Genomic DNA, 18846 nt, shown 5'->3' with positions numbered 1-18846 from the left:
CGATGTCCTAGAGGAGGCCGAGCGTCAGGCCCTTGAGCGTGGCGGCGGTCCGGGTGGAGCACCCCAGCTTGCGGAAAATGCTCTCGACATGGGTGCGCACCGTCGACGGACTGACCTCCAGCGCGCGCGCGACCTCCTTGTTGCTCTCGCCCAGGCTCAGGCGCCGCAGCACGGCGGTTTCGCGCTCGGACAGCAGTTTTTTCGCCGGCGCCGCCGTCATGGGTACGGCGCGCGCGCCGTCGGCCGCGGCCAGCACGGCGTCCACGGCCTGAGGATCGAAGCGCCCGGCCGCGGCATCGGCGGCCAGCAGGTCCGCCGATGCCGGCGCGGCAAGGGCGCCGCGCCAGGGACGCGGCATGCGCAGGGCGGCGTAAGCCGCGGCTGCGGCGAGGATGCGGTGCGGCAGCGCCAGCGCGGCGGCGTCGAGGTCGCGGAAATACCCGCTGCCGTCGCAGCGTTCGTAGACGTGCGAGGCCAGCAGCGCTTCCGCGCGCAGTGAAGGAATCTGCACCGCGGCCCGCGCCGTCCAGTAGGGCGCAAGGCGCACCTTCTCCCAGTCCGCCGCGCCCAGCTTGCCGTCGCGCTGCCAGACGCTGTTGGGCACGGAAGCACGTCCGATCCCGTGCAGCAGCGCCGCGCGCGCCAGGCAGCCCTGCTGTTCCGGCCCCAATCCCGCCAGCAGCGCGGCCCGTTCGGCCAGGGTAGCCACGCTGCGCGAATAACCGAGCAGCCAGGGGAGCTTTAGCTCGATCATGTCGGCCACGATGCTCAAGGGCACCCGCCGGTCCAGCGCCGGCACCACGGCCGGACAGGATGGCGCCTCGACCGCCTCCAGCCAGGCCCCGGCATGCGCGGCCAGCAGGCGCACCAGGGCCGCCGGATACTTGCGGTCGGCGCGCGCGCCCATCATGTCCAGGGCCTCGGGCAGGCCATGGGCCCGCGCCAGGATGTCCAGGTCGCTGCCCAGGTTGACGTAGTAGACCAGGCGCGGAATGTCCGGATCGGCCAGGCGCTCGGGCATGCCGCCGCCGTCGTAATGTTCCCAGACCCGGCGCAGGCCGGTCTCGACTTCGCCAGGCAAGCCGATTGCCTGGGCGATCGCGCCGGACACGTCGCAATGGATGCGCGCCAGCGGCGCCACGCTGGTAAAGCTCATGCGCGTGCCGGGCGGCAGCGTGTGCGTGAGCATGGCATCGCGCCCGCCCACGTCGTCGCCGAGCAATGCAGAAAATCCGCTGGCATTGGCGGTGCAGCCGGACCAGCGCAGCAGGGTGACCAGGCGCGCATGCGCGCAGGCGCCCTGCTCCGCCCCGTCGGCCAGCGCCAGCCGCTCGGCCAGGCGCGCGGCGCGGATTGAGCCGTCGGTCGGCTGGCCCATGCTCAAGTCACCCACCAGGGCCAGTACCTGGACGGCTTCCTCGACGGTGACAGTGTGGTCTAGTTGCATTTTTGCACTGTAATCGAGAAGCCCATGCCGGGCAAGACCGGCCGGCCTACAGTCCGTGGCTGGCCTTGATGAGGTCAGCAGCGCGCTCGCCGATCACCACGCAGGGCGCCATCGTGTTGCAGGTCGTGATGCGCGGCATGATCGAGGCATCGGCGATGCGCAGCCTGTCGATGCCGTAGACCTGCAGGCGGGCGTCCACCACCGACATCGCATCGCGCCCCATCTTGGCGGTACAGGACTGGTGCCAGTAGGTGACCGCCGCGCTGCGCACCCAGCTTTCCATCTGCTCGCGCCCCAGCTTGCCGGGCATGACCTCGCCCTTGACCAAATGGCGGAAAGCGCCGGCATTGCCCAGGTCCCGGCACATCTCGACGCTGGCCAGGGCCGCGCGCATGTCGTCCGGATCCGACAGCGTATTGGCGCGGATGACCATGGCGTCGTGTACCCTGGACCCGGACAGCAGCAGCTCGCCGCGGCTCTTCGGGTGCGCCAGCCCGGCGAACATGGTCCAGCCGTGCGCAGGCACGCCGAGCGCCGCGGTTTCGGCGCTCGGCACCGGGAACTCGACCTGGCAATGCAGCATGTCAGGCGCGTCCAGCGAGGAATCGCTCTTCCAGTACAGCGTCGCCTCCGATCCGCCATTGCCCACCTGCTGGGGCTCGGCATACTCCCAGATGCAGCCGAAGGAGACGTGGTCCTGGTGGTTCCGGCCCACGCCCGGCAGGTGCTGGCGCACGGCGATGCCGTGCCGCGCGAGCTCCTGCTCGGGACCGATCCCCGACTGCATCAGGACCTTGGGCGTGTTCACCGCGCCCAGCGACAGGATCACTTCGCCCGTAGCGCCGAACCAGTGCCGCTGCCCGTCGACCAGGGCTTCGACGCCGGTCACCGCACGGCCGTCGAAAGTCAGCTTCGCCACCAGCGCGCCGGTGAGCACCGTCAGGTTGGGCTGCGCCATGCGCGGGTAGGTGTAGGAGCGGAACACCGAGAGCCGCTTGCCGTCGCGGATGCGCAGGTCGTTGATGGCGGCGCCGCCGTCGCCTTCCATCATGGCGCCGTTCGGGCTGTCGAAGGTCGGCACGCCCAGCGAACGCGCTGCCTCGAGCATCAGGGTGGCGGTTGGCTGCGGCGCGTGCGCCGGGGCCACATAGACCGGGCCGCCCTGCCCGCGCCGCGTCGGGTCGGAGGGGCCGTGCCAGTCCTCGATGCGGCGGTAGATCTTCAGGACTGATTCGTAGTTCCAGCCGTCGTCGCCGGCGTCGGCGGCGAAATAATTCCAGTCGCTGCGGTGACCGCGCGCCCACAGCATGACGTTGATGCTTGAGCCGCCACCAAGCACCCGGCCCATGTTCATCGGCAGCGCACGACCTCCCAGGTGCGCATTGGGCTCGGCCGTGAATCCCCAGTCGCGTTCGGTGCCGAAATTGAGCGGCCACTGCGCGGGATCGGTGACGCTGTCGGCCTCGTCGCTGCCGCCGGCTTCGAGCAGCAGGACCCGCACGTCCGGATTTTCCGCGAGCCTGGCGGCGACGACGCAGCCCGACGATCCGGCGCCGCAGACGATGAAGTCGTAATGGGTGTACAGGTTGGCGCGCAGGGCCGCCTGGTTGCGGCGCACGGCTTGCGCAAAGGCGTGTTCATTGGTGTGGGTGTCGTGCATGTGTCGGTTGTCTGAAGTTGAAAATGCCGCCGCCCGATGGACGGCGGCCGGTTGGAAAAGCTAGACGGTGGGCAGCGTGCCGCCGTCGATCACCAGCTCCGCGCCATGGATCGACGCCGCCAGCGGCGAGAGCAGGAAGGCCACCAGCTCGGCCACCTCTTCCGGCCGGCCGGGGCGCCCGATCGGGATACCGCCCAGTGAATCCATGAGCTGCTGCCTTGCTTCGTCCTCGCTGCCCTTGCGGTGCGCCGCCATGCGCTGGATCAGCGCCTGGGTGGCCGTGGTCTCGATGAAGCCCGGCGCGACGCTGTTGACGCGGATGCCGCGCGGCCCGAATTCGTTGGCCAGCGACTTGCTGTAGTTGGCCAGCGCCGCCTTCGCGGCGGCATAGGCCACGGTCGATTCGAACAGGGGCAGGCGGCGCTGGATCGAGGTGACATGGACGATGGCGCCGCTGCCGCGCGCGAGCATGGCCGGCAGGAAGGCGCGGTCCATCCGTACCGGCGACATCAGGTTGACCTGCAGCGCCGCCTCCCACATGGCGTCGTCCAGGGCAAGCGCCCCGCCGCTCGGTGCGGACGACGCCCCGACGTTGTTGACGAGGTAGTCGAGGTGGCCGAATTCGCGCCCCACGACCTCGGCCACATGCGCCGCGCCTTCCGGCGTGCCGATGTCCGCCTCGATGTAGCGCACCGCGGCGACCGGATCCTGCGGCAGGCTGCGCGCCGTCGCGATCACCGAGGCGCCGCGTGCGGCCAGCAGCTGCACGATCGCTTCGCCCATGCCCTTGGTGCCGCCGGTGACCAGCGCATGCTTGCCCGCGAATGCCGCGCCGCTCATGGCTTGATCTCCAGCGTAGCGATGGCGCCCGCGCGCAGCTGGAAGCGGAAGTTCAGGTCGATCGGGCTGCCCGGGAAGTTGCCGCTCACGGTGGCGCGCAACAGGTGCGCATCGTTTTCCATGCGCAGGCCGAGCGGCTCCATCGTGGCCTGGTAGCGCGCGCAGCTTGCGGCCGCCCATTCCTGGATCTGCGCGCGGCCCTCGTGCACATGGGCTTCGTCGACCACCTTTGCATCCGGATGGAAGCAGGCGGCGATCCGCTCCGGGGCTTGTTCGTTGCTGGCGTCGATATAGGCCGTGATGGCCTGCGGTAGTGTGCTCATTGCGTTTCTCCTTAAAAGTTGTGCAACCAGTGTAGGTTCAGGCATCATGTTGAAAAAGTATGGCAATGGACATGCGCTATGAACCAACAGTTCACAATGAGGTGACATGAGTTCGCTCGATCTGATCCGGCTGTTCCTGGCAGTAGCGGAGGAACGCAGCTTTACCCAGGCCGCCAGGCGCCTGAACATCACCCCGACCGCGGTAAGCAAGGGCGTGCGGGCCCTCGAAAAACAGCATGGCGTCCAGCTGCTGGTGCGCACGACCCGCAGCGTCTCGCTGACCGAAGCCGGCGCCGCCCTGCTGGGCGTGCTCAAGCCGGCGGTGAGCCAGATCGAGCAGGCCTTCTCCGATCTGGCGCACTACCAGACCCGCCCGTCGGGCCACCTGCGCATCACCGCGCCGCGCAGCTTCGGCTTCCTGCTGGCGCGCCTGCTGGTGCCACGCATGCGGGAGGCGTATCCGGAAGTGAGCTTCGACCTGTCGCTCGACGACGGCCTGGTCGACCTGGTCGCCTCCAGCTACGACGCCGGCATCCGGCTGGGACAGGCGATCGCACAGGACATGGTGGCCATTCGCCTGAGCCGGCCCCTGTCATGGTCGCTCGTGTCCGCCCCCGCCTACTTCGAGCGCGAAGGCGTCCCCGCGCACCCGCGGGACCTGCTGCGCCACCGCCTGCTCCGCTACCGCTTCTCGACCTCCGGCCTGCTGCCGCCTTTGCGCATGCGCAGCCCCGAGGGCGACCTCCTGCTCGACGCCAGGGCCGCCCTCACCGCCGACGACACCCAGATGCTGGCCGAATGGGCGCGCCAGGGCCTGGGCATCGCCTACCTCCCGGACCTGGAAATCGCCGATGACGTGCGCAGCGGGCGCTTGACGAGGGTGCTGGCGCAGTACGTGCCTGATACCTCGGCGCTGTTCCTGTACTTCCCGGTGCGCACCCAGAACCAGCCGAAGATGCGCGCCCTGATCGAGCAGGCGAACCGGCTGGCCGGGGAAGGCGCGCTCGATATCCGTTGCGGCGCTTAGCCCTCGCCAGCTTTGCTCAGCGGGTGGCGGCGACGGCGTCGAGGATCACCTTCGCCACCTCGGCCGGGCGCGACTGCTGCGGCACGTGGCTGGCCGGCAGTTCGGTGGTCTTGGCACCGATCCTGGCCGCCATCGCGCGCAGCAGGCCAGGATCGATCATGCGGTCGCGCGAGCTGACGATGAACCAGGACGGCTTGGTCTTCCAGGCCGCGACGCTGACCTTGTCGCTGAAGGCCTTGGCCTGGATCGGGCCCTGGGTGGCGGTCATGACGGCGGCTTGCGCTTTCGAGACATCCTGCGCGAAGTCTTCGCGCATCGCCGCTTCCGGCAGGCTCAGGAAGCCTTCGGCGTCGGCGACCAGGCGCTTGATGCCGGGCGCGGTCGGATAGCCCTCGCCCGTCTCGGCGGTCGATTTGCCGGCCTCCGGCGCGAACGCTGCCACGTACACCAGGCTGCCCACCTTGTCGTGCTGGCCCGCTTCCGTGATCACGGTGCCGCCCCACGAATGCCCCACCAGCACCACCTTGCCCGGCTGGGCCGCGATGGCGCGGCGGGTGGCGGCGACGTCGTCGGCCAGCGAGGTCAGCGGATTCTGGACGGCGGCAACCTGGATGCCCTTGGCCTGCAGCAGCGGGATCACCTTGGCCCAGTCGGAGCCGTCGGCGAAGGCGCCGTGGACGATGACCACGGACGGCTTGGCGCTTGGCTCGGCGGCCTGGACCTGGGGTGCGGTGGCGGCAGCTGCGAAGGCGGCGGCGGCGGCGATCTGGCGGAGCGAAGTCTTGGTTGCGGACATGGTGTTCTCCTTCTGGTGTGGTGGGTAAGTGAAACCAGTGTAGGGAGAACAGGGATGCGGCGGTATCGGTTGAATGACCGATACGGGAGCTTGGCGCGCCCTGCAAAAAAAAGGACGCCGAAGCGTCCTTTCCAGGGCAATCAGGCAGGGATTAGTTGCCGCAGCCCAGCGAGGCGATACGGTCGCGCGCCGCCTTTGCCTGCACCAGGCCAAAGCCGTACTTGGTGTCGCGCCCGGCGGTACCCAGGTCCTGCGCGCTCTTGCCCAGCGTGCTGCGGATCTGCGCAGCGGAGCAGGTCGGGTAGTAGCTCCAGACCAGCGCGGCAACGGCCGCCACGTGCGGCGTGGCCATCGAGGTGCCGCTCTTGTAGCCGTACTTGCCCCGGCTGGTCGGAATGGTCGAATACACGCTCACGCCAGGACCGGCCAGTTCGACCTTGCTGTTGTATTGCGAAAAGCTGGCCCACTGCTTGAACTCGTCGACCGCGCCCACCGACACCACGCTGCTGTAGCCGGCCGGGTAGGACATCGAGGTATTGCCCGCGTTGCCGGCGGCGGCGATGCTCAGGATGTTGGCGCTGGCCAGGGTGGCGAAGGCATTCGATTCGGTCGTGGTGCCGCTTGGGCCGCCAAGCGACATGCTGATGATGTTCGCACCCGCCGCACGGCACTTGTTGGCCGCGCTGGCCAGGTCGGACGAATAGGCCCAGCCGCTGGCGCCGAACACCTTCACGATGTGCAGTTTCAGGCGGCGGTTGGCGTTCACGCCGACCACGCCCAGTCCGCTGTTGTTGATGGCGGCGATGGTGCCGGCCACGTGGGTGCCGTGGCTGTTTTCGTCGGTGTACCAGTTGCCGGTGCCGGCATCGTATTCGCCCGTGTGGATATTGCCCGACAGGTCTTCGTGTGCACGGTCGTAGCCCGAATCGATGATGCAGACCTTGCGGTTGCCGACGTTGACGTCGCTGAGCAGGTCGGCCTGAACCTGCTTGATGCCGTAAGGGACAGCCTGGCCGCTTGCATACGGCGTGCCGGTGGACGGCGTGGTCAGGGCGATCGCATAGCGCTTCTGGTCTTCTTCGATGTACTCGACGTTGGGATTGTTCTCCAGGCCTTTCAGGGCAGTGCGCGGCACTTCCATCGCCACGGCATCCATGCCGAAAATGTCGTTTTTCACCGTGGCATTGGCGCTGGCGGCCACCGAGTTCATTGCTGCCTTCGCACCGGGCTTGAAGGCCACGATGACACGGGTAGTGTCTGCGGGGGCCGCGGCCGCCGAGCCGCACAGGATGCTGACGGCGGTGGCAACGACACACATGCGAAGGTTGTTTGCAGCTTGCTTGGTCATCTGTTTCTCCGTAAGTAAAACCTATAGGAGTGCCGCGAATTTTCCCTTCGCGTGCACGTATCGTGAAACGCTTGCTGGCCGCGGTAACGGCTGAGCCAGTGTAATTACGGAAACAGCAAATGACAATCGGTGTTTCCGATAGCTGGTGTTTCTGGTGGATTTACGCAACTAATTGCACTGCAAACAATAACAAGAAGGAAAAGTATTAACTTGGAAGAAAGTAGGGATACCCGGCGATCATCGCTTCCGAAGCGGGGCAAGCGATGCCGGACCGGATCAGGACGAAAAAAAGCCCCAGCATGTGGGGCATTTTTTTGGGCAAGCTGGCGGAAGCGGTGAGATTCGAACTCACGAACGGGTTCCCCCGTCGGCAGTTTTCAAGACTGCTGCCTTCAACCACTCGGCCACGCTTCCTTGAGGAACCGGCATTATACATAAATCATCCCCGCCGGACAGGACATTCCAGCGCGGGGGGCGGGCTACTTCAGCTCACCAACAGCCAGTTTTCCCGCAAGCTGCGCTCGAAGTCGAACGCCGGCACCGGCTTGCTGTACAAATAGCCCTGCACCTCGTCGCAGCCCGCCTCGCGCAGGAATTCGAGCTGTTCCAGCGTCTCGACGCCCTCGGCGATCACCCGCAAATTCAGCTGGCGCGCCATGCTGACGATGGTCCCGGCAATCGCGCAATCGCTCGGATCCGATGGGATCCCGGTCGTGAACGAGCGGTCGATCTTCAGGGTGTGGATCGGGAAGCGCTTCAGGTAGGACAAGCTCGAATAGCCGGTGCCGAAATCGTCCAGCGACAGCGACACGCCCAGCTGCGTGATGCGGTCCATGATGGTGGTCACGCGCTCGAAGTCGTGCATCAGGGTGCTCTCGGTGATCTCCAGCTCCAGCCACGATGCATCGAGCTGGTAGCGCTTGAGCGTATCGTCCACGCGCGCCGGCAGGGTCTGGGTGAACTCGCGCGCCGACACGTTCACGGCCAACCGGAACGGCGGCAGGCCGGCGCGCTGCCAGATCGCGGCCTGGGCGCAGGCCTGCTCCAGCACCCACTCGCCTACCTGCACGATCAGGCCGGTGGTTTCGGCCAGCGGGATGAAGTCGCCAGGCGGCACCAGGCCGCGGGTCGGATGCAGCCAGCGCACGAGCGCTTCGGCGCCGACGATGCGGCCACTGCCGATCTCGAATTTGGGCTGGTAGTACAGGATCAATTCACCGTTGCCCAGCGCCTGGCGCAGATCGGATTCGATGCGCATGCGCTCCTGCATGCCCTGGTTCATGTCCTGGCTGAAGAAGGCGACGCTGCGGTCCGGGTTGTCGGCGGCCTGCTTGGCGCGTTCCATCGCGATGTCGGCCAGGCCCAGCAGGGTCTCGGCGTCGCTGCCGTCCTGCGGGTAGACGCTGATGCCGATGCTGGCGCCCAGGCGCAGGTCGTGGCCGCCGATCAGGAAAGGCGCGTCGAGCGAGGCTTGCAGCTTTTGGGCGACCGTGGTGGCTTCGAAGTGCTGGCGGATGTCGAACAGGCCCACGGCGAATTCGTCGCCCGACAGGCGCGCCACCACGTCTTCGTCGCGCAGGGTCGCGCGCAGGCGCTGGGCAACCTGGCGCAGCAGCTCGTCGCCGATGCGGCGGCCCAGGGTGTCGTTGATGCGCTTGAAGCGGTTCAGGTCGACGAACAGCACGCAGCCGGTGGCTTCGTTGCGCTGAGCGACCATCAGGGCCTGGTCGACCAGGCGCGCGAACAGGGTGCGGTTGGGCAGGCCGGTGAGTTCGTCGTAATAGGCCAGGTGGTGCAGCTGTTCCTCGGCCTGCTTGCGTTCGGTGATGTCGGTGAGGTAGGCGATCAGGCCGACCGGGCGTTCGGCCATGTCGCGCAGCAGCGACAGCGACAGGCTGGCCCAGAACACCTCGCCCGACTTCTTGCGGCGCTTGACTTCCATCATGCGCCCGCCCTGCTCCGCGAATACGTCGTGGAAGCCCTCGTCTTCGTCGGCGTACAGGAACAGGATGTTGCGGCCGATGGCTTCCAGCGCCGTGTAGCCGAACAGCTGTTCGGCGCCGCGGTTCCAGCTGGTGATATAGCCCGTCTGGTCCATGGTCAGCACCGACTCGTGGATCTGGTCGAGGATCTGCGACTGGTGCGCGAGCTGGGCTTCCATCTGGGCATAGGCGTGGGTCGAACGCTGGGCCAGCGAGTGCACCTGCATCAGGGACGCGGTGAGCTGGGCCAGCGCGGCCAGCAGCTGCGCGTCCTGGGCGGAATAAGCGCCCTTGCCTGCCACCTCATAGATGCCGAACTGCTCCGAGACGCCCGCCACCGCCTGGCGCAGCGCCGGGGTGGCGCCGATCGGCGCGGCGACGCCGGCGCCGGGCAGGAAGCGGCCCAGGGGGCTGCCCAGCAGGCCGGCTGCGATCGCGCCTAGCGTCTCGTGCAGGGCCGCGCCGCGCAGGCGCAGCACGGCGTCGCAGACGGCGTTCGAGCCGCCGATGAAGTCGGGCGATGCGTCAAGGGAGAGGGCTTCGGGCATCTCAGACATTCCGGCCGACCTGGATGGCCCAGTGGTAGGCATTCAACTGGCTGGTCCACCAGTCGGCGGGGGCGATGCCCGCCGCATCGAGTTCGCTGCGCGACGGTTGGGATTCGGTCATGCGCAGCCAGGTTCCCAGTTTGCCGCTGCGCGCCAGCAGCGCGCCGGAGACGTGCTGCGGCAGGTGCAGTTCGGCGACGATGTCCGTCATCGGCATGTGCAGCAGCCGGTCGAGCAGCGAGAACACCCCGGTCATGAAGGCCAGGTCGCAGTCGTCGCGCTGGCCGCCGTCCATCTTGCACAAGGCTTCCAGCTGCGCGCCGCGGCGCGCGGCCAGGGGCAGCAGCAAATTCGGCAAGCCGTCGGGCTGCTGGCGTGCGTACAGCAGCAGTTGCAGCCAGCGCTGCAGCTGGCGGCGGCCGAGCAGGCTGATGGCCTGGTTGAAGCTGGTGATCTGGGTGCTGACCGCGAATGCCGCCGAGTTCACGAGCTTGAGCAGGTGGAAGGACAGCGCCGGGTCCTGCTTGAGCTGCAGTTCGATGTCGCGCGAATCGGCATCGCGCGACAACAGGCCAAGCAGGGTCAGGATGCGGCGGCGCGAGGTGCCGTCGTGGGCTTCGCTGCCGGCGAGCAGCGGGTCGTAGGGATAGTCGCCGCTGAACCAGTCGAAGCCGGCCGCCGCGCAGGCCTCGAAGCGCTGCGCGGTGTCGACGCGGCGCGCCAGGTGCGGGCCGAACAGCGCCATGAGCCGGCCAGGCGGCGGCGCGTCCAGCGCGCAGTCGCGCGCGCTGCTGCGCAAGGACGACGGCAGCGTCACGCCTTCCGGCGCCGCGCCGTCGAGCCAGATGCGGTAGCCGATTTCGTGCAGCTCGGCCAGGCGGCGCGGCACGCCCTCTTCCAGCAAGGCGCCGGCGGCGATGACGAAGCCGATACGGTTGGCCGGCATCAGCGCCAGCACCGGTGGCGTGAGCGCGGCAGGATGCTCGAGCATGACCAGGCCGTCGAGCGGCGCGATCGCGGCCAGCAGGTCGGGCGAGCCGAACAGGGTCTGCAGGCGCTGGGACGGGTCGGCTTCGCCTGAGACATGCAGGCACAGCGCGACCCATTCGTTCTGCCCATTGGCGACCGGATCGACTGCTACCAGCGGAAATGGGTGGGGGTCCAGCTCGGCCATTGTGTGAGGCTCTCAGTGATTATTCAGTCAATCTTATTGCACCGATTATCAGAAAGCAACACCTTTTGTTTCCATGCGGATACATTTGAGGCCAACTGCCCACATACTTATGCAGATTCGTCGAATCCGGCACGTTGGACCGCGAATCGAATCAGCTCCGCCTGCCCTTCGATGCCCAGTTTGCGCTTGATGTTCAGGCGGTGGGTTTCCACCGTTCGCACCGATAAATCGAGGTCGCGCGCGATCTGCTTGTTCGACTGGCCGGTGGCGATATGGCGCAGCACTTCCTGCTCGCGCAGGGTCAGGCTGCCGGGCGCGGAGCCCGGGGGCTGCGCCAGCGGGCCGGCCAGCTGGCGCGCCAGCGCGGCGCTGTAATAGATGCCCCCGCCCATCACGGTGTCGATCGCCAGCACGATGTCCTTGCCCGGCGCATCCTTGAGCACATAGCCGCGCGCGCCGGCCCCCATCGCCTGGGTCACGTATTCCGGCTTGTCGTGCATCGACAGGATCAGTACCGCGATGCCGGGATAGCGCGCGGTGAGCAGGGCGGTCGCTTCGATGCCGCTGCCGCCACGCATGTTCACGTCCATCAGCACCAGGTCCGGGCGGCACAGGCCGACCTGTTCGAGCGCTTCCTGGCTCGATCCGGCCTCGCCCACCACGCGCAGCTGCGGCGCCGCTTCCAGCCGGGCGCGCAGTCCGTCGCGCACCAGCGGGTGGTCGTCCACCAGCAGGATGGTCGTTTGTGCTCCGTTCATGCGTGCTCCTTCAGGTCGATGCTGGCCACCACGCGGGTGCCCTGGGGCGACGAGTCGATGGTCAACACGCCGCCGATCGCCTCCATCCTTTCCATCATGTTGCGCAGGCCGATGCCGCGCTGCGGATGCACGGCCACGCTGTCGGCATCGAAGCCAAGGCCGTCGTCCTCCACAGTGAGGCTCAAGCAGCGGCGCTTGCGGCTCAGGCTCATCTCGATGCTGCGCGCGCCGGCGTGGCGTTCGGCATTGGTCAAGGCTTCCTGCGCGATGCGAAACAGCACCGTGCCCGCCATCTCCGGCAGCACGTCGACCGCGCCTTCGGTGCGAAAGCGCACCGGGGTGCCGCCCTCGTCGCCGAATTCGCCGGCCAGGTGCTGCAGCGCCGGCGCCAGGCCCAGGTCGTCCAGCAGCGCCGGGCGCAGGTCGTGCGAGATGCGGCGCACTTCGCCCAGCACCGATTTCACCTGTTCCACCGTGCGGTCCAGGTTGGCGCGGGCGGCCTGCTGCTGCTCGGCGTTGCCGGCCAGCCGGATGATGCCCGCTTCCAGTTGCAGCTTGACCGAGACCAGCGCCTGGCTGATCCCGTCGTGCAGGTCGCGCGACAGGCGCGCGCGTTCGTCTTCCTGCGATTTGACCACGCGCTGCGCCAAAGCCTTGAGTTTGGCGTCGGCCACGCGCAGCTCGCGCAAATTCAGCGCCAGGCCGGCGCCGGCCACCGCGCATGATGCCAGGATCGCCAGCCCGGCAATCCACAGCAGGGTCTCTTCGATATTGCGCGACTGCTGGGCATCGACCTGGGCCAGCGCGCGCTCCACGTCGTCCAGGTAGATGCCGGTCCCCATCACCCAGCCCCAGTTCGCCACCGGCACCACGTAGCCGAGCTTGGGCGCCTGCTGGTTGGAAGACGGCTTGGCCCAGGTGTAGCGGTGGAAGCCTCCGCCGGCGCGGGCGCGCTCGATCAGGCGCTGGATGGTGGGCGTGCCGGAGGCGTCGACCCAGTTCCACATCTCGGTGCCCACCAGCTCGGGCTGGCGCGGGTGCATCAGGTTGCGCCCCTTTGTGTCGTAGACGAAGAAATACCCATCGTCGCCGAAGCTGAGCGACCCGAGGATGCGCTTGGCTTCGTCGAGCGTTGCCGCATCGTTGCGGCCGGAGCGCACCAGGTGGCCGATCGACTGGGTGGCCAGCGCCACGTAATGGCGCAGCTCGGCTTCCTTGCTGGCCAGGTAGGCGCGCTGGATGGTGGCGCGCTGCTGCTGGGCCAGTTCGGCAGCCTGCTGGCGCACGAACAGGGCGATTGCGCACAGGGCCACGATCAGCGGCGCGATCGCCAGCACGATGACTTTCTGCCTCAGCCGCATGTTCCTGACTCCCCTTACTCCAAGCCATCTATTCTAAGGCGTAACGGGCTCGGCAGCCTGCGTACTACTACGGAGCCGCTGCGTAATCATGCGCTTGTGGTGCTGATAGTCATGCAACATACTCCGCGGTACGCTGTCAAAAAACCGCTGGTAGTCGTGCTCCCTGGGGTCAGGCTGCCGGTCAAAACAAGAATCATCCCATCTTCGGAGGAGCACCATGAAACGAATGTCGAGCACGCTCGGCTGGGCCGCGCTTGCGGTCCTCGGCGCCTTTTCGCTCGGTTATATCGCAGTCAAGCGCGGTGAAACCATCAATGCGATCTGGATCGTCGCCGCCGCCGTCTGCGTCTACCTGATCGCCTACCGCTTCTATAGCCGCTTCATCGCCTACAAGGCGCTGGGCCTGGACGCCACGCGCCAGACCCCGGCCTACAAGTACAACGACGGCCTGGACTATGTCCCGACGAATAAATACGTGCTGTTCGGCCACCACTTCGCGGCCATCGCCGGCGCCGGCCCGCTGGTCGGCCCCGTGCTGGCCGCGCAAATGGGCTATTTGCCGGGCATGATGTGGATACTGGCAGGCGTCGTCTTTGCCGGCGCCGTCCAGGACTTCATCGTGCTGTTCATGTCGACCCGCCGCGACGGCCGCTCGCTGGGCGACCTGATCAAATCGGAAATGGGCGAGGTCCCGGGCCTGATCGCGCTGCTGGGCACCTTCATGATCATGGTGATCATCCTGGCCGTGCTCGCGCTCATCGTCGTCAAGGCGCTCACCGGCTCGCCCTGGGGTACCTTCACCGTGATGGCCACCATCCCGATCGCGCTGTTCATGGGCCTGTACTCGCGCTACGTGCGCGTGGGCCGCATCGGCGAGATCTCGATCATCGGCTTCGTGCTGCTCATGCTCGCCATTATCGGCGGCCAGTGGGTGCACGATTCGCCGACCCTGGGCCCGATGTTCACCTTCACCGGCACCGAGCTGACCTGGATGCTGATCGGCTACGGCTTCGTCGCCTCGGTCATTCCCGTGTGGCTGCTGCTGGCGCCGCGCGACTACCTGTCGACCTTCCTGAAGATCGGCACCATCGTGGCGCTGGCGATCGGCATCGTGATCGTCGCACCGGACCTGCGCATGCCGGCCATGACCAAGTTCATCGACGGCACCGGCCCGGTATGGTCGGGCAGCCTGTTCCCCTTCCTGTTCATCACCATCGCCTGCGGCGCGGTGTCGGGCTTCCACGCCCTGATTTCGTCGGGCACCACGCCCAAGATGATCGAGAACGAAACCCACGCTAGATTGATCGGCTACGGCGGCATGCTGATGGAATCGTTTGTGGCGATCATGGCGCTGGTGGCGGCTTCCACCATCGACCCGGGCATCTACTTCGCCATGAACAGCCCGGCCGCCGTGCTGGGCACCACCGCGCAGACCGCGGCCGCGGCCGTGTCGCAGATGGGCTTCGTCATCACCCCCGAATCGCTCGAGCAGATGGCGCGCGACGTCGGCGAGCACACCATCATCTCGCGCGCCGGCGGCGCACCGACCCTGGCGGTGGGCATGGCCCACATCCTGTCGAACGTGGTCGGTGGCCAGGCCATGATGGCCTTCTGGTACCACTTCGCGATCCTGTTCGAGGCGCTGTTCATCCTGACCGCGGTCGATGCCGGCACCCGCGCGGGCCGCTTCATGCTGCAGGACTTGCTGGGCGCCTTCGCTCCCTCGCTCAAGCGCACCGAGTCGCTGCCGGCCAACCTGCTGGCCACCGGCCTGTGCGTGGCGGCCTGGGGCTACTTCCTGTACCAGGGCGTGGTCGATCCGCTGGGCGGCATCAACACCCTGTGGCCGCTGTTCGGCATCGCCAACCAGATGCTGGCCGGTATCGCGCTGATGCTGGGCACCTGCGTGCTGTTCAAGATGAAGCGTGCGCAGTACGCCTGGATCACGATCGTGCCGACCCTGTGGCTGCTCGCCTGTACCCTCACCGCCGGCTGGCAGAAGATCTTCGACGCCAATCCGAAGGTCGGCTTCATGGCCCACGCCAACAAGTTCCAGGACGCGCACGATGCCGGCACGGTGCTGGCGCCGGCCAAGTCGCTCGAGCAGATGGAGCGCATCATCTTCAACGACTACGTCAACGCGACGCTGGCCGGCTTCTTCATGTTCGTGGTGCTGGCGGTGCTGGTCTACGGTATCCGTACCGTCATGGCCGCCCGCAACAACAACACCCCGACCGCGAAAGAAACCGCCTACGTCGCCATGAACCCGCAGGTGCAATGATGTTCAGCGACCTGGTAGATGCCGGACTTCAGGCAACCAAGCAGGCAGGCAAGTACCTTGGGCAGAGCATGCGCCTGATGGTCGGCCTGCCCGAATACGACACCTACCTGGCGCACATGGAACGTACCCATCCGGACCAGGCGCCGATGAGCTACGAGGAATTCTTCCGCGAGCGCCAGGAGGCCAGGTATGGGGGAAATCGGGGAACCTGTTGTTGAAGGTTGCTGATTGATCGACAGGAAGGGACGCTGCGGCGTCCCTTCCTGTTTGCCGTCCCGCCCCTGCCCCGCGCTTCACCTTCCCTATGTTGACTTCCATCAACGCCCCCCACCTCCCTTAAACGTATATTTTTTTCTTGCGGGAATTTGCATTCCGCAAAGGAGGTTCTGTTTCGTCCGAAGCAGGACCGCTCCGCCGTGCCTGCGGGATCAGAATGCCGAACTTCGAGCGCTCCAGCCTGAACCAGAAGCTGACCATCATCTCGCTGCTCTCGACGGCGACCGCGCTGCTGTGCGTGTTCGTTGCCTTTGCCGCGACCTCGGTGGCCAACCACCGCAAGGCCGAGGCCATGCAGCTGGCCACCTTTGCCAAGGTGATCGGCGCCACCAGTGCTGACGACCTGCTGCTGCGCGACCGCAAGCGCGCCGCAGCCGCCCTGGCCGCCCTGGGCGCCAAGCGCGAGATCTCCTCGGCCGTGCTCTACGACCGCCACGGCCAGCCCTTCGCCTGGTACCCGGTCGACAAGGATGTCAAACCGGATGCGCTGGACGGCGTCGACGACGCGGCGCTGGACGGCGCCAATGCCCAGGGCCAGCGCCTGGCGTCGCGCAGCCTCAGCCTGTACCAGCCTGTGCTCGACGGCGAGCTGCAGGTGGGCGTGATCATGATCGAGACCGACCTGGTCTCGACCTGGATCGACATCCTGGCAGGCCTGGCCATCATGGGCCTGGCCATGCTGGCCTCGCTCCTGGTGTCGATCGCCATGGCCGGCCGCTTCAAGCGCGCGATCGCCGAGCCGGTGACGAAACTGATCCAGGCGGCGCAAAAGGTCTCCACCAGCCAGAACTACAGCCTGCGCATCGCCCACCAGCGCACCGACGAGCTGGGCCAGCTCATCGACAGCTTCAACACCATGATGGCCCAGATCGAAGACCGCGGCGCGGCGCTGCTGCACCACCGCGACGAGCTGGAACGCCAGGTCGGCGTGCGTACCGAGCAGCTGGAAAAAGCGAAGAATGCCGCCGAAGCGGCCAGCCGCGCCAAGAGCGCATTCCTGGCCACCATGAGCCACGAGATCCGCACCCCGATGAACGGCGTGCTGGGGATGACGGAAATGCTGCTCGCAACAGGGCTCACCGAGGCCCAGCGCAACTACACCACCCTGGTCAAGCGCTCGGGCGAGCACCTGCTCGTGATCATCAACGACATCCTGGATTTCTCCAAGATCGAGGCCGGCAAGCTCACCATCGAGTACATCAACTTCAACCTGTGGGACCTGCTGGACGACATCCACAACGTCTACACGCCGCAGGCGGCCTCCAAGGGCATCGGCTTCGACTTCGACATCGCCAACGATATTCCCGTGGCGATCTGCGGCGACCCGAACCGGCTGCGCCAGATCATGGCCAATTTGCTGGGCAACGCCATCAAGTTCACCGACCAGGGCCGCATCCTGGCGCGGGTGCGCGTGGCCAGTGAAGACACCCAGTCGGTGGTGCTGCGCTTCGAAGTGCACGACACCGGCATCGGCATTTCGCGCGAGGCGCGCGCACGCCTGTTCGAAGCCTTCTCGCAGGCCGACGATTCCACCACCCGGCGCTACGGCGGCACGGGCCTCGGGCTGGCCATTTCCAAGCAGCTGGTCGAGCTCATGAAAGGCGCCATCGGCGTGGACAACGCGCCCACGCGCGGCTCGATCTTCTGGTTCACGGTCAGCTTCGACAAGCGCCGCGTCGATCCGGACGCACCCGGCCACCGCCAGCACACGCTGGACAACCTGCGCGTGCTGATCGTCGACGAGGACGAATCGAGCCGCCTGGACGTGGTCCAGCAGCTGCAGGCCTGGCGCGCCACCGTCGACGGCGCGGCCACCGCGGCCGGCGCCTACGAGCGCCTGCTCAATGCCGCCAAGGCCGGGCGGCCCTACGACGCGGCCGTGCTGGACATGGAGATGACCCATACCAGCGGCCTGGCGCTGGCCGCCTCGATCAAGGCCGAGGCGGCGGTGCGCGCCACCCACCTGGTGCTGATCAGTCCCGAACGGCTCGCGGCCGACCCGGGGCAGCGGCGCAATGCCGGCGTGGCCTACCAGCTGGTCAAGCCGGCCAGGGGCGCCGACCTGTATGCCTGCCTGGCGGCCTGCGCGGCGCGCCTGCACGCGCCGGCGCCCGCGCCGGCCGAAGGTCCGGCCTGGTCGGTGGCGCCCGCCACCAGCGCGCACCTGCAGCGCGCCGTGCCGGCGGGCGGCGCCGCGCCGCGCCCGGCCAAGCGCGCCCGCGCGCGGCGCGTGCTGCTGGCCGAGGACAACCCGGTCAACGTCGAAGTGGCGAAAGCCATGCTCGAGAGCCTTGGCATGGAAGCGCATTGCGCGCGCAACGGCCAGGAAGCGCTGCAGGCGGTGCGCGACGCCAGCTGGGATGCGGTGCTGATGGATTGCCAGATGCCGGTGATGGACGGCTTCGCCGCCACCGCCGCGATCCGCCGCCACGAACGCGAAGCGGGCCGCGCGCGCACGCTGCCGGTCATTGCGATTACCGCCAACGCCCTGCAGGGCGACCGCGAGGCCTGCCTGGCCGCCGGCATGGACGACTACCTGTCCAAGCCCTTCACCCAGCAGCAGCTGGCCGCCGTCATCGGGCGCTGGCTGGCGGTGCCGCTGGCCGCCACCGCCCACCACGGCGATGTTCCGCCGCGCCTGCCGCCGGAAACCGTCGAGGTGATCCAGCGCGAAGCGGTCAACCGCGCGGCGCTCGAGAACATCCGGGCGCTCAGCCGCGACGGCGGCGACGCCCTGGTGCAGAAAGTGGTTGCCGCCTACATGGGCGACACGCCCAGGCACCTGGCGACGCTGCGCCAGGCCGTTGCCGGGATCGATCCCGGCAGCGTGCGCCGCGTGGCCCATGGCCTGAAGTCGTCCAGCGCGAATATCGGCGCGGCGCGGCTGGCAACGCTGTGCAAGGAACTCGAACAGCTCGGACGCGCCGAGACCGTCGATGGGGCCGACCGCATCCTCGCCGACATGGAGCACGAATTCCAGTCGGTACGCCATTCGCTTCACGCCATGCTTGAAAAGGAAACCTGA

At 67.4% G+C, this 18846-nt stretch carries 14 protein-coding genes and 1 tRNA gene; 4 read left to right on the top strand and 11 right to left on the bottom strand.

The window, feature by feature from the left end; genetic code table 11:
* Nucleotides 1-7: 7 nt before the first annotated feature.
* The 4 genes from AC3XQU_RS15190 to AC3XQU_RS15175 are packed head-to-tail and all read right to left on the bottom strand — an operon-like array spanning nucleotide 8 to nucleotide 4270.
* Entirely contained in the window at nucleotides 8-1447 is a 1440-nt protein-coding gene (locus AC3XQU_RS15190) for an HD domain-containing phosphohydrolase (RefSeq protein WP_489874998.1), read from the bottom strand.
* A 46-nt stretch (nucleotides 1448-1493) separates the two neighbouring features.
* A complete protein-coding gene (locus tag AC3XQU_RS15185; protein WP_489874997.1) occupies nucleotides 1494-3107 on the bottom strand; it encodes a GMC family oxidoreductase in 1614 nt (537 codons plus the stop codon).
* A gap of 60 nt (nucleotides 3108-3167) precedes the next feature.
* Nucleotides 3168-3947 carry an SDR family oxidoreductase gene (locus AC3XQU_RS15180; RefSeq protein WP_489874996.1) on the bottom strand — a complete coding sequence of 260 codons (780 nt, stop codon included), beginning with the start codon at nucleotides 3945-3947 and terminating at the stop codon, nucleotides 3168-3170.
* Entirely contained in the window at nucleotides 3944-4270 is a 327-nt protein-coding gene (locus AC3XQU_RS15175; protein ID WP_489874995.1) for a nuclear transport factor 2 family protein, read from the bottom strand. Before AC3XQU_RS15175 ends, AC3XQU_RS15180 begins: the two co-directional genes overlap by 4 nt.
* Before the next feature lie 106 nt (nucleotides 4271-4376).
* Here AC3XQU_RS15175 and AC3XQU_RS15170 point away from each other — a divergent pair, with 106 nt between their 5' ends.
* Nucleotides 4377-5297, top strand: coding sequence for a LysR family transcriptional regulator (locus AC3XQU_RS15170; RefSeq protein ID WP_489874994.1), 921 nt, complete (start codon nucleotides 4377-4379; stop codon nucleotides 5295-5297).
* Nucleotides 5298-5313: 16 nt separating this feature from the next.
* Here AC3XQU_RS15170 and AC3XQU_RS15165 read toward each other — a convergent pair whose 3' ends face one another.
* The 7 genes from AC3XQU_RS15165 to AC3XQU_RS15135 form a co-directional block, all read right to left on the bottom strand.
* Nucleotides 5314-6093, bottom strand: coding sequence for an alpha/beta fold hydrolase (locus tag AC3XQU_RS15165; RefSeq protein WP_489874993.1), 780 nt, complete (start codon nucleotides 6091-6093; stop codon nucleotides 5314-5316).
* Nucleotides 6094-6244: 151 nt separating this feature from the next.
* The gene (locus AC3XQU_RS15160; RefSeq protein WP_489874992.1) at nucleotides 6245-7441 is read right to left on the bottom strand and encodes a S8 family peptidase; all 1197 of its coding nucleotides are present in this window, start codon (nucleotides 7439-7441) and stop codon (nucleotides 6245-6247) included.
* A gap of 324 nt (nucleotides 7442-7765) precedes the next feature.
* Nucleotides 7766-7855 (bottom strand) — tRNA-Ser (locus AC3XQU_RS15155).
* Nucleotides 7856-7925: 70 nt separating this feature from the next.
* Complete coding sequence (locus tag AC3XQU_RS15150; protein WP_489874991.1) at nucleotides 7926-9971, bottom strand: putative bifunctional diguanylate cyclase/phosphodiesterase; 2046 nt, start codon at nucleotides 9969-9971, stop codon at nucleotides 7926-7928.
* Between the two features lies 1 nt (nucleotide 9972).
* Nucleotides 9973-11145, bottom strand: a complete 1173-nt coding sequence (locus AC3XQU_RS15145) for an EAL and HDOD domain-containing protein (RefSeq protein WP_489874990.1) — start codon at nucleotides 11143-11145, stop codon at nucleotides 9973-9975.
* Nucleotides 11146-11252: 107 nt separating this feature from the next.
* The gene (locus AC3XQU_RS15140) at nucleotides 11253-11903 is read right to left on the bottom strand and encodes a response regulator (protein ID WP_489874989.1); all 651 of its coding nucleotides are present in this window, start codon (nucleotides 11901-11903) and stop codon (nucleotides 11253-11255) included.
* Complete coding sequence (locus tag AC3XQU_RS15135; protein ID WP_489874988.1) at nucleotides 11900-13264, bottom strand: cache domain-containing protein; 1365 nt, start codon at nucleotides 13262-13264, stop codon at nucleotides 11900-11902. The genes AC3XQU_RS15140 and AC3XQU_RS15135 overlap by 4 nt, the downstream gene beginning before the upstream one ends.
* A 217-nt stretch (nucleotides 13265-13481) precedes the next feature.
* On the opposite strand from AC3XQU_RS15135, the gene AC3XQU_RS15130 reads away from it, so the two are divergent.
* The 3 genes from AC3XQU_RS15130 to AC3XQU_RS15120 all read left to right on the top strand — a co-directional run bounded on the left by AC3XQU_RS15130 (nucleotide 13482) and on the right by AC3XQU_RS15120 (nucleotide 18846).
* Nucleotides 13482-15545: a carbon starvation CstA family protein gene (locus AC3XQU_RS15130; protein ID WP_489874987.1), complete on the top strand. Its 2064-nt coding sequence runs from the start codon at nucleotides 13482-13484 to the stop codon at nucleotides 15543-15545.
* A complete protein-coding gene (locus tag AC3XQU_RS15125; RefSeq protein ID WP_489875133.1) occupies nucleotides 15545-15763 on the top strand; it encodes a YbdD/YjiX family protein in 219 nt (72 codons plus the stop codon). Before AC3XQU_RS15130 ends, AC3XQU_RS15125 begins: the two co-directional genes overlap by 1 nt.
* Before the next feature lie 215 nt (nucleotides 15764-15978).
* Nucleotides 15979-18846, top strand: a complete 2868-nt coding sequence (locus tag AC3XQU_RS15120) for a response regulator (RefSeq protein WP_489874986.1) — start codon at nucleotides 15979-15981, stop codon at nucleotides 18844-18846.

The sequence above is a fragment of the Telluria sp. AZSoR62 genome (assembly GCF_058111565.1).
Note: the sequence above shows the minus strand (reverse complement) of the source record. Positions and strands in the feature narration are given on the sequence as shown.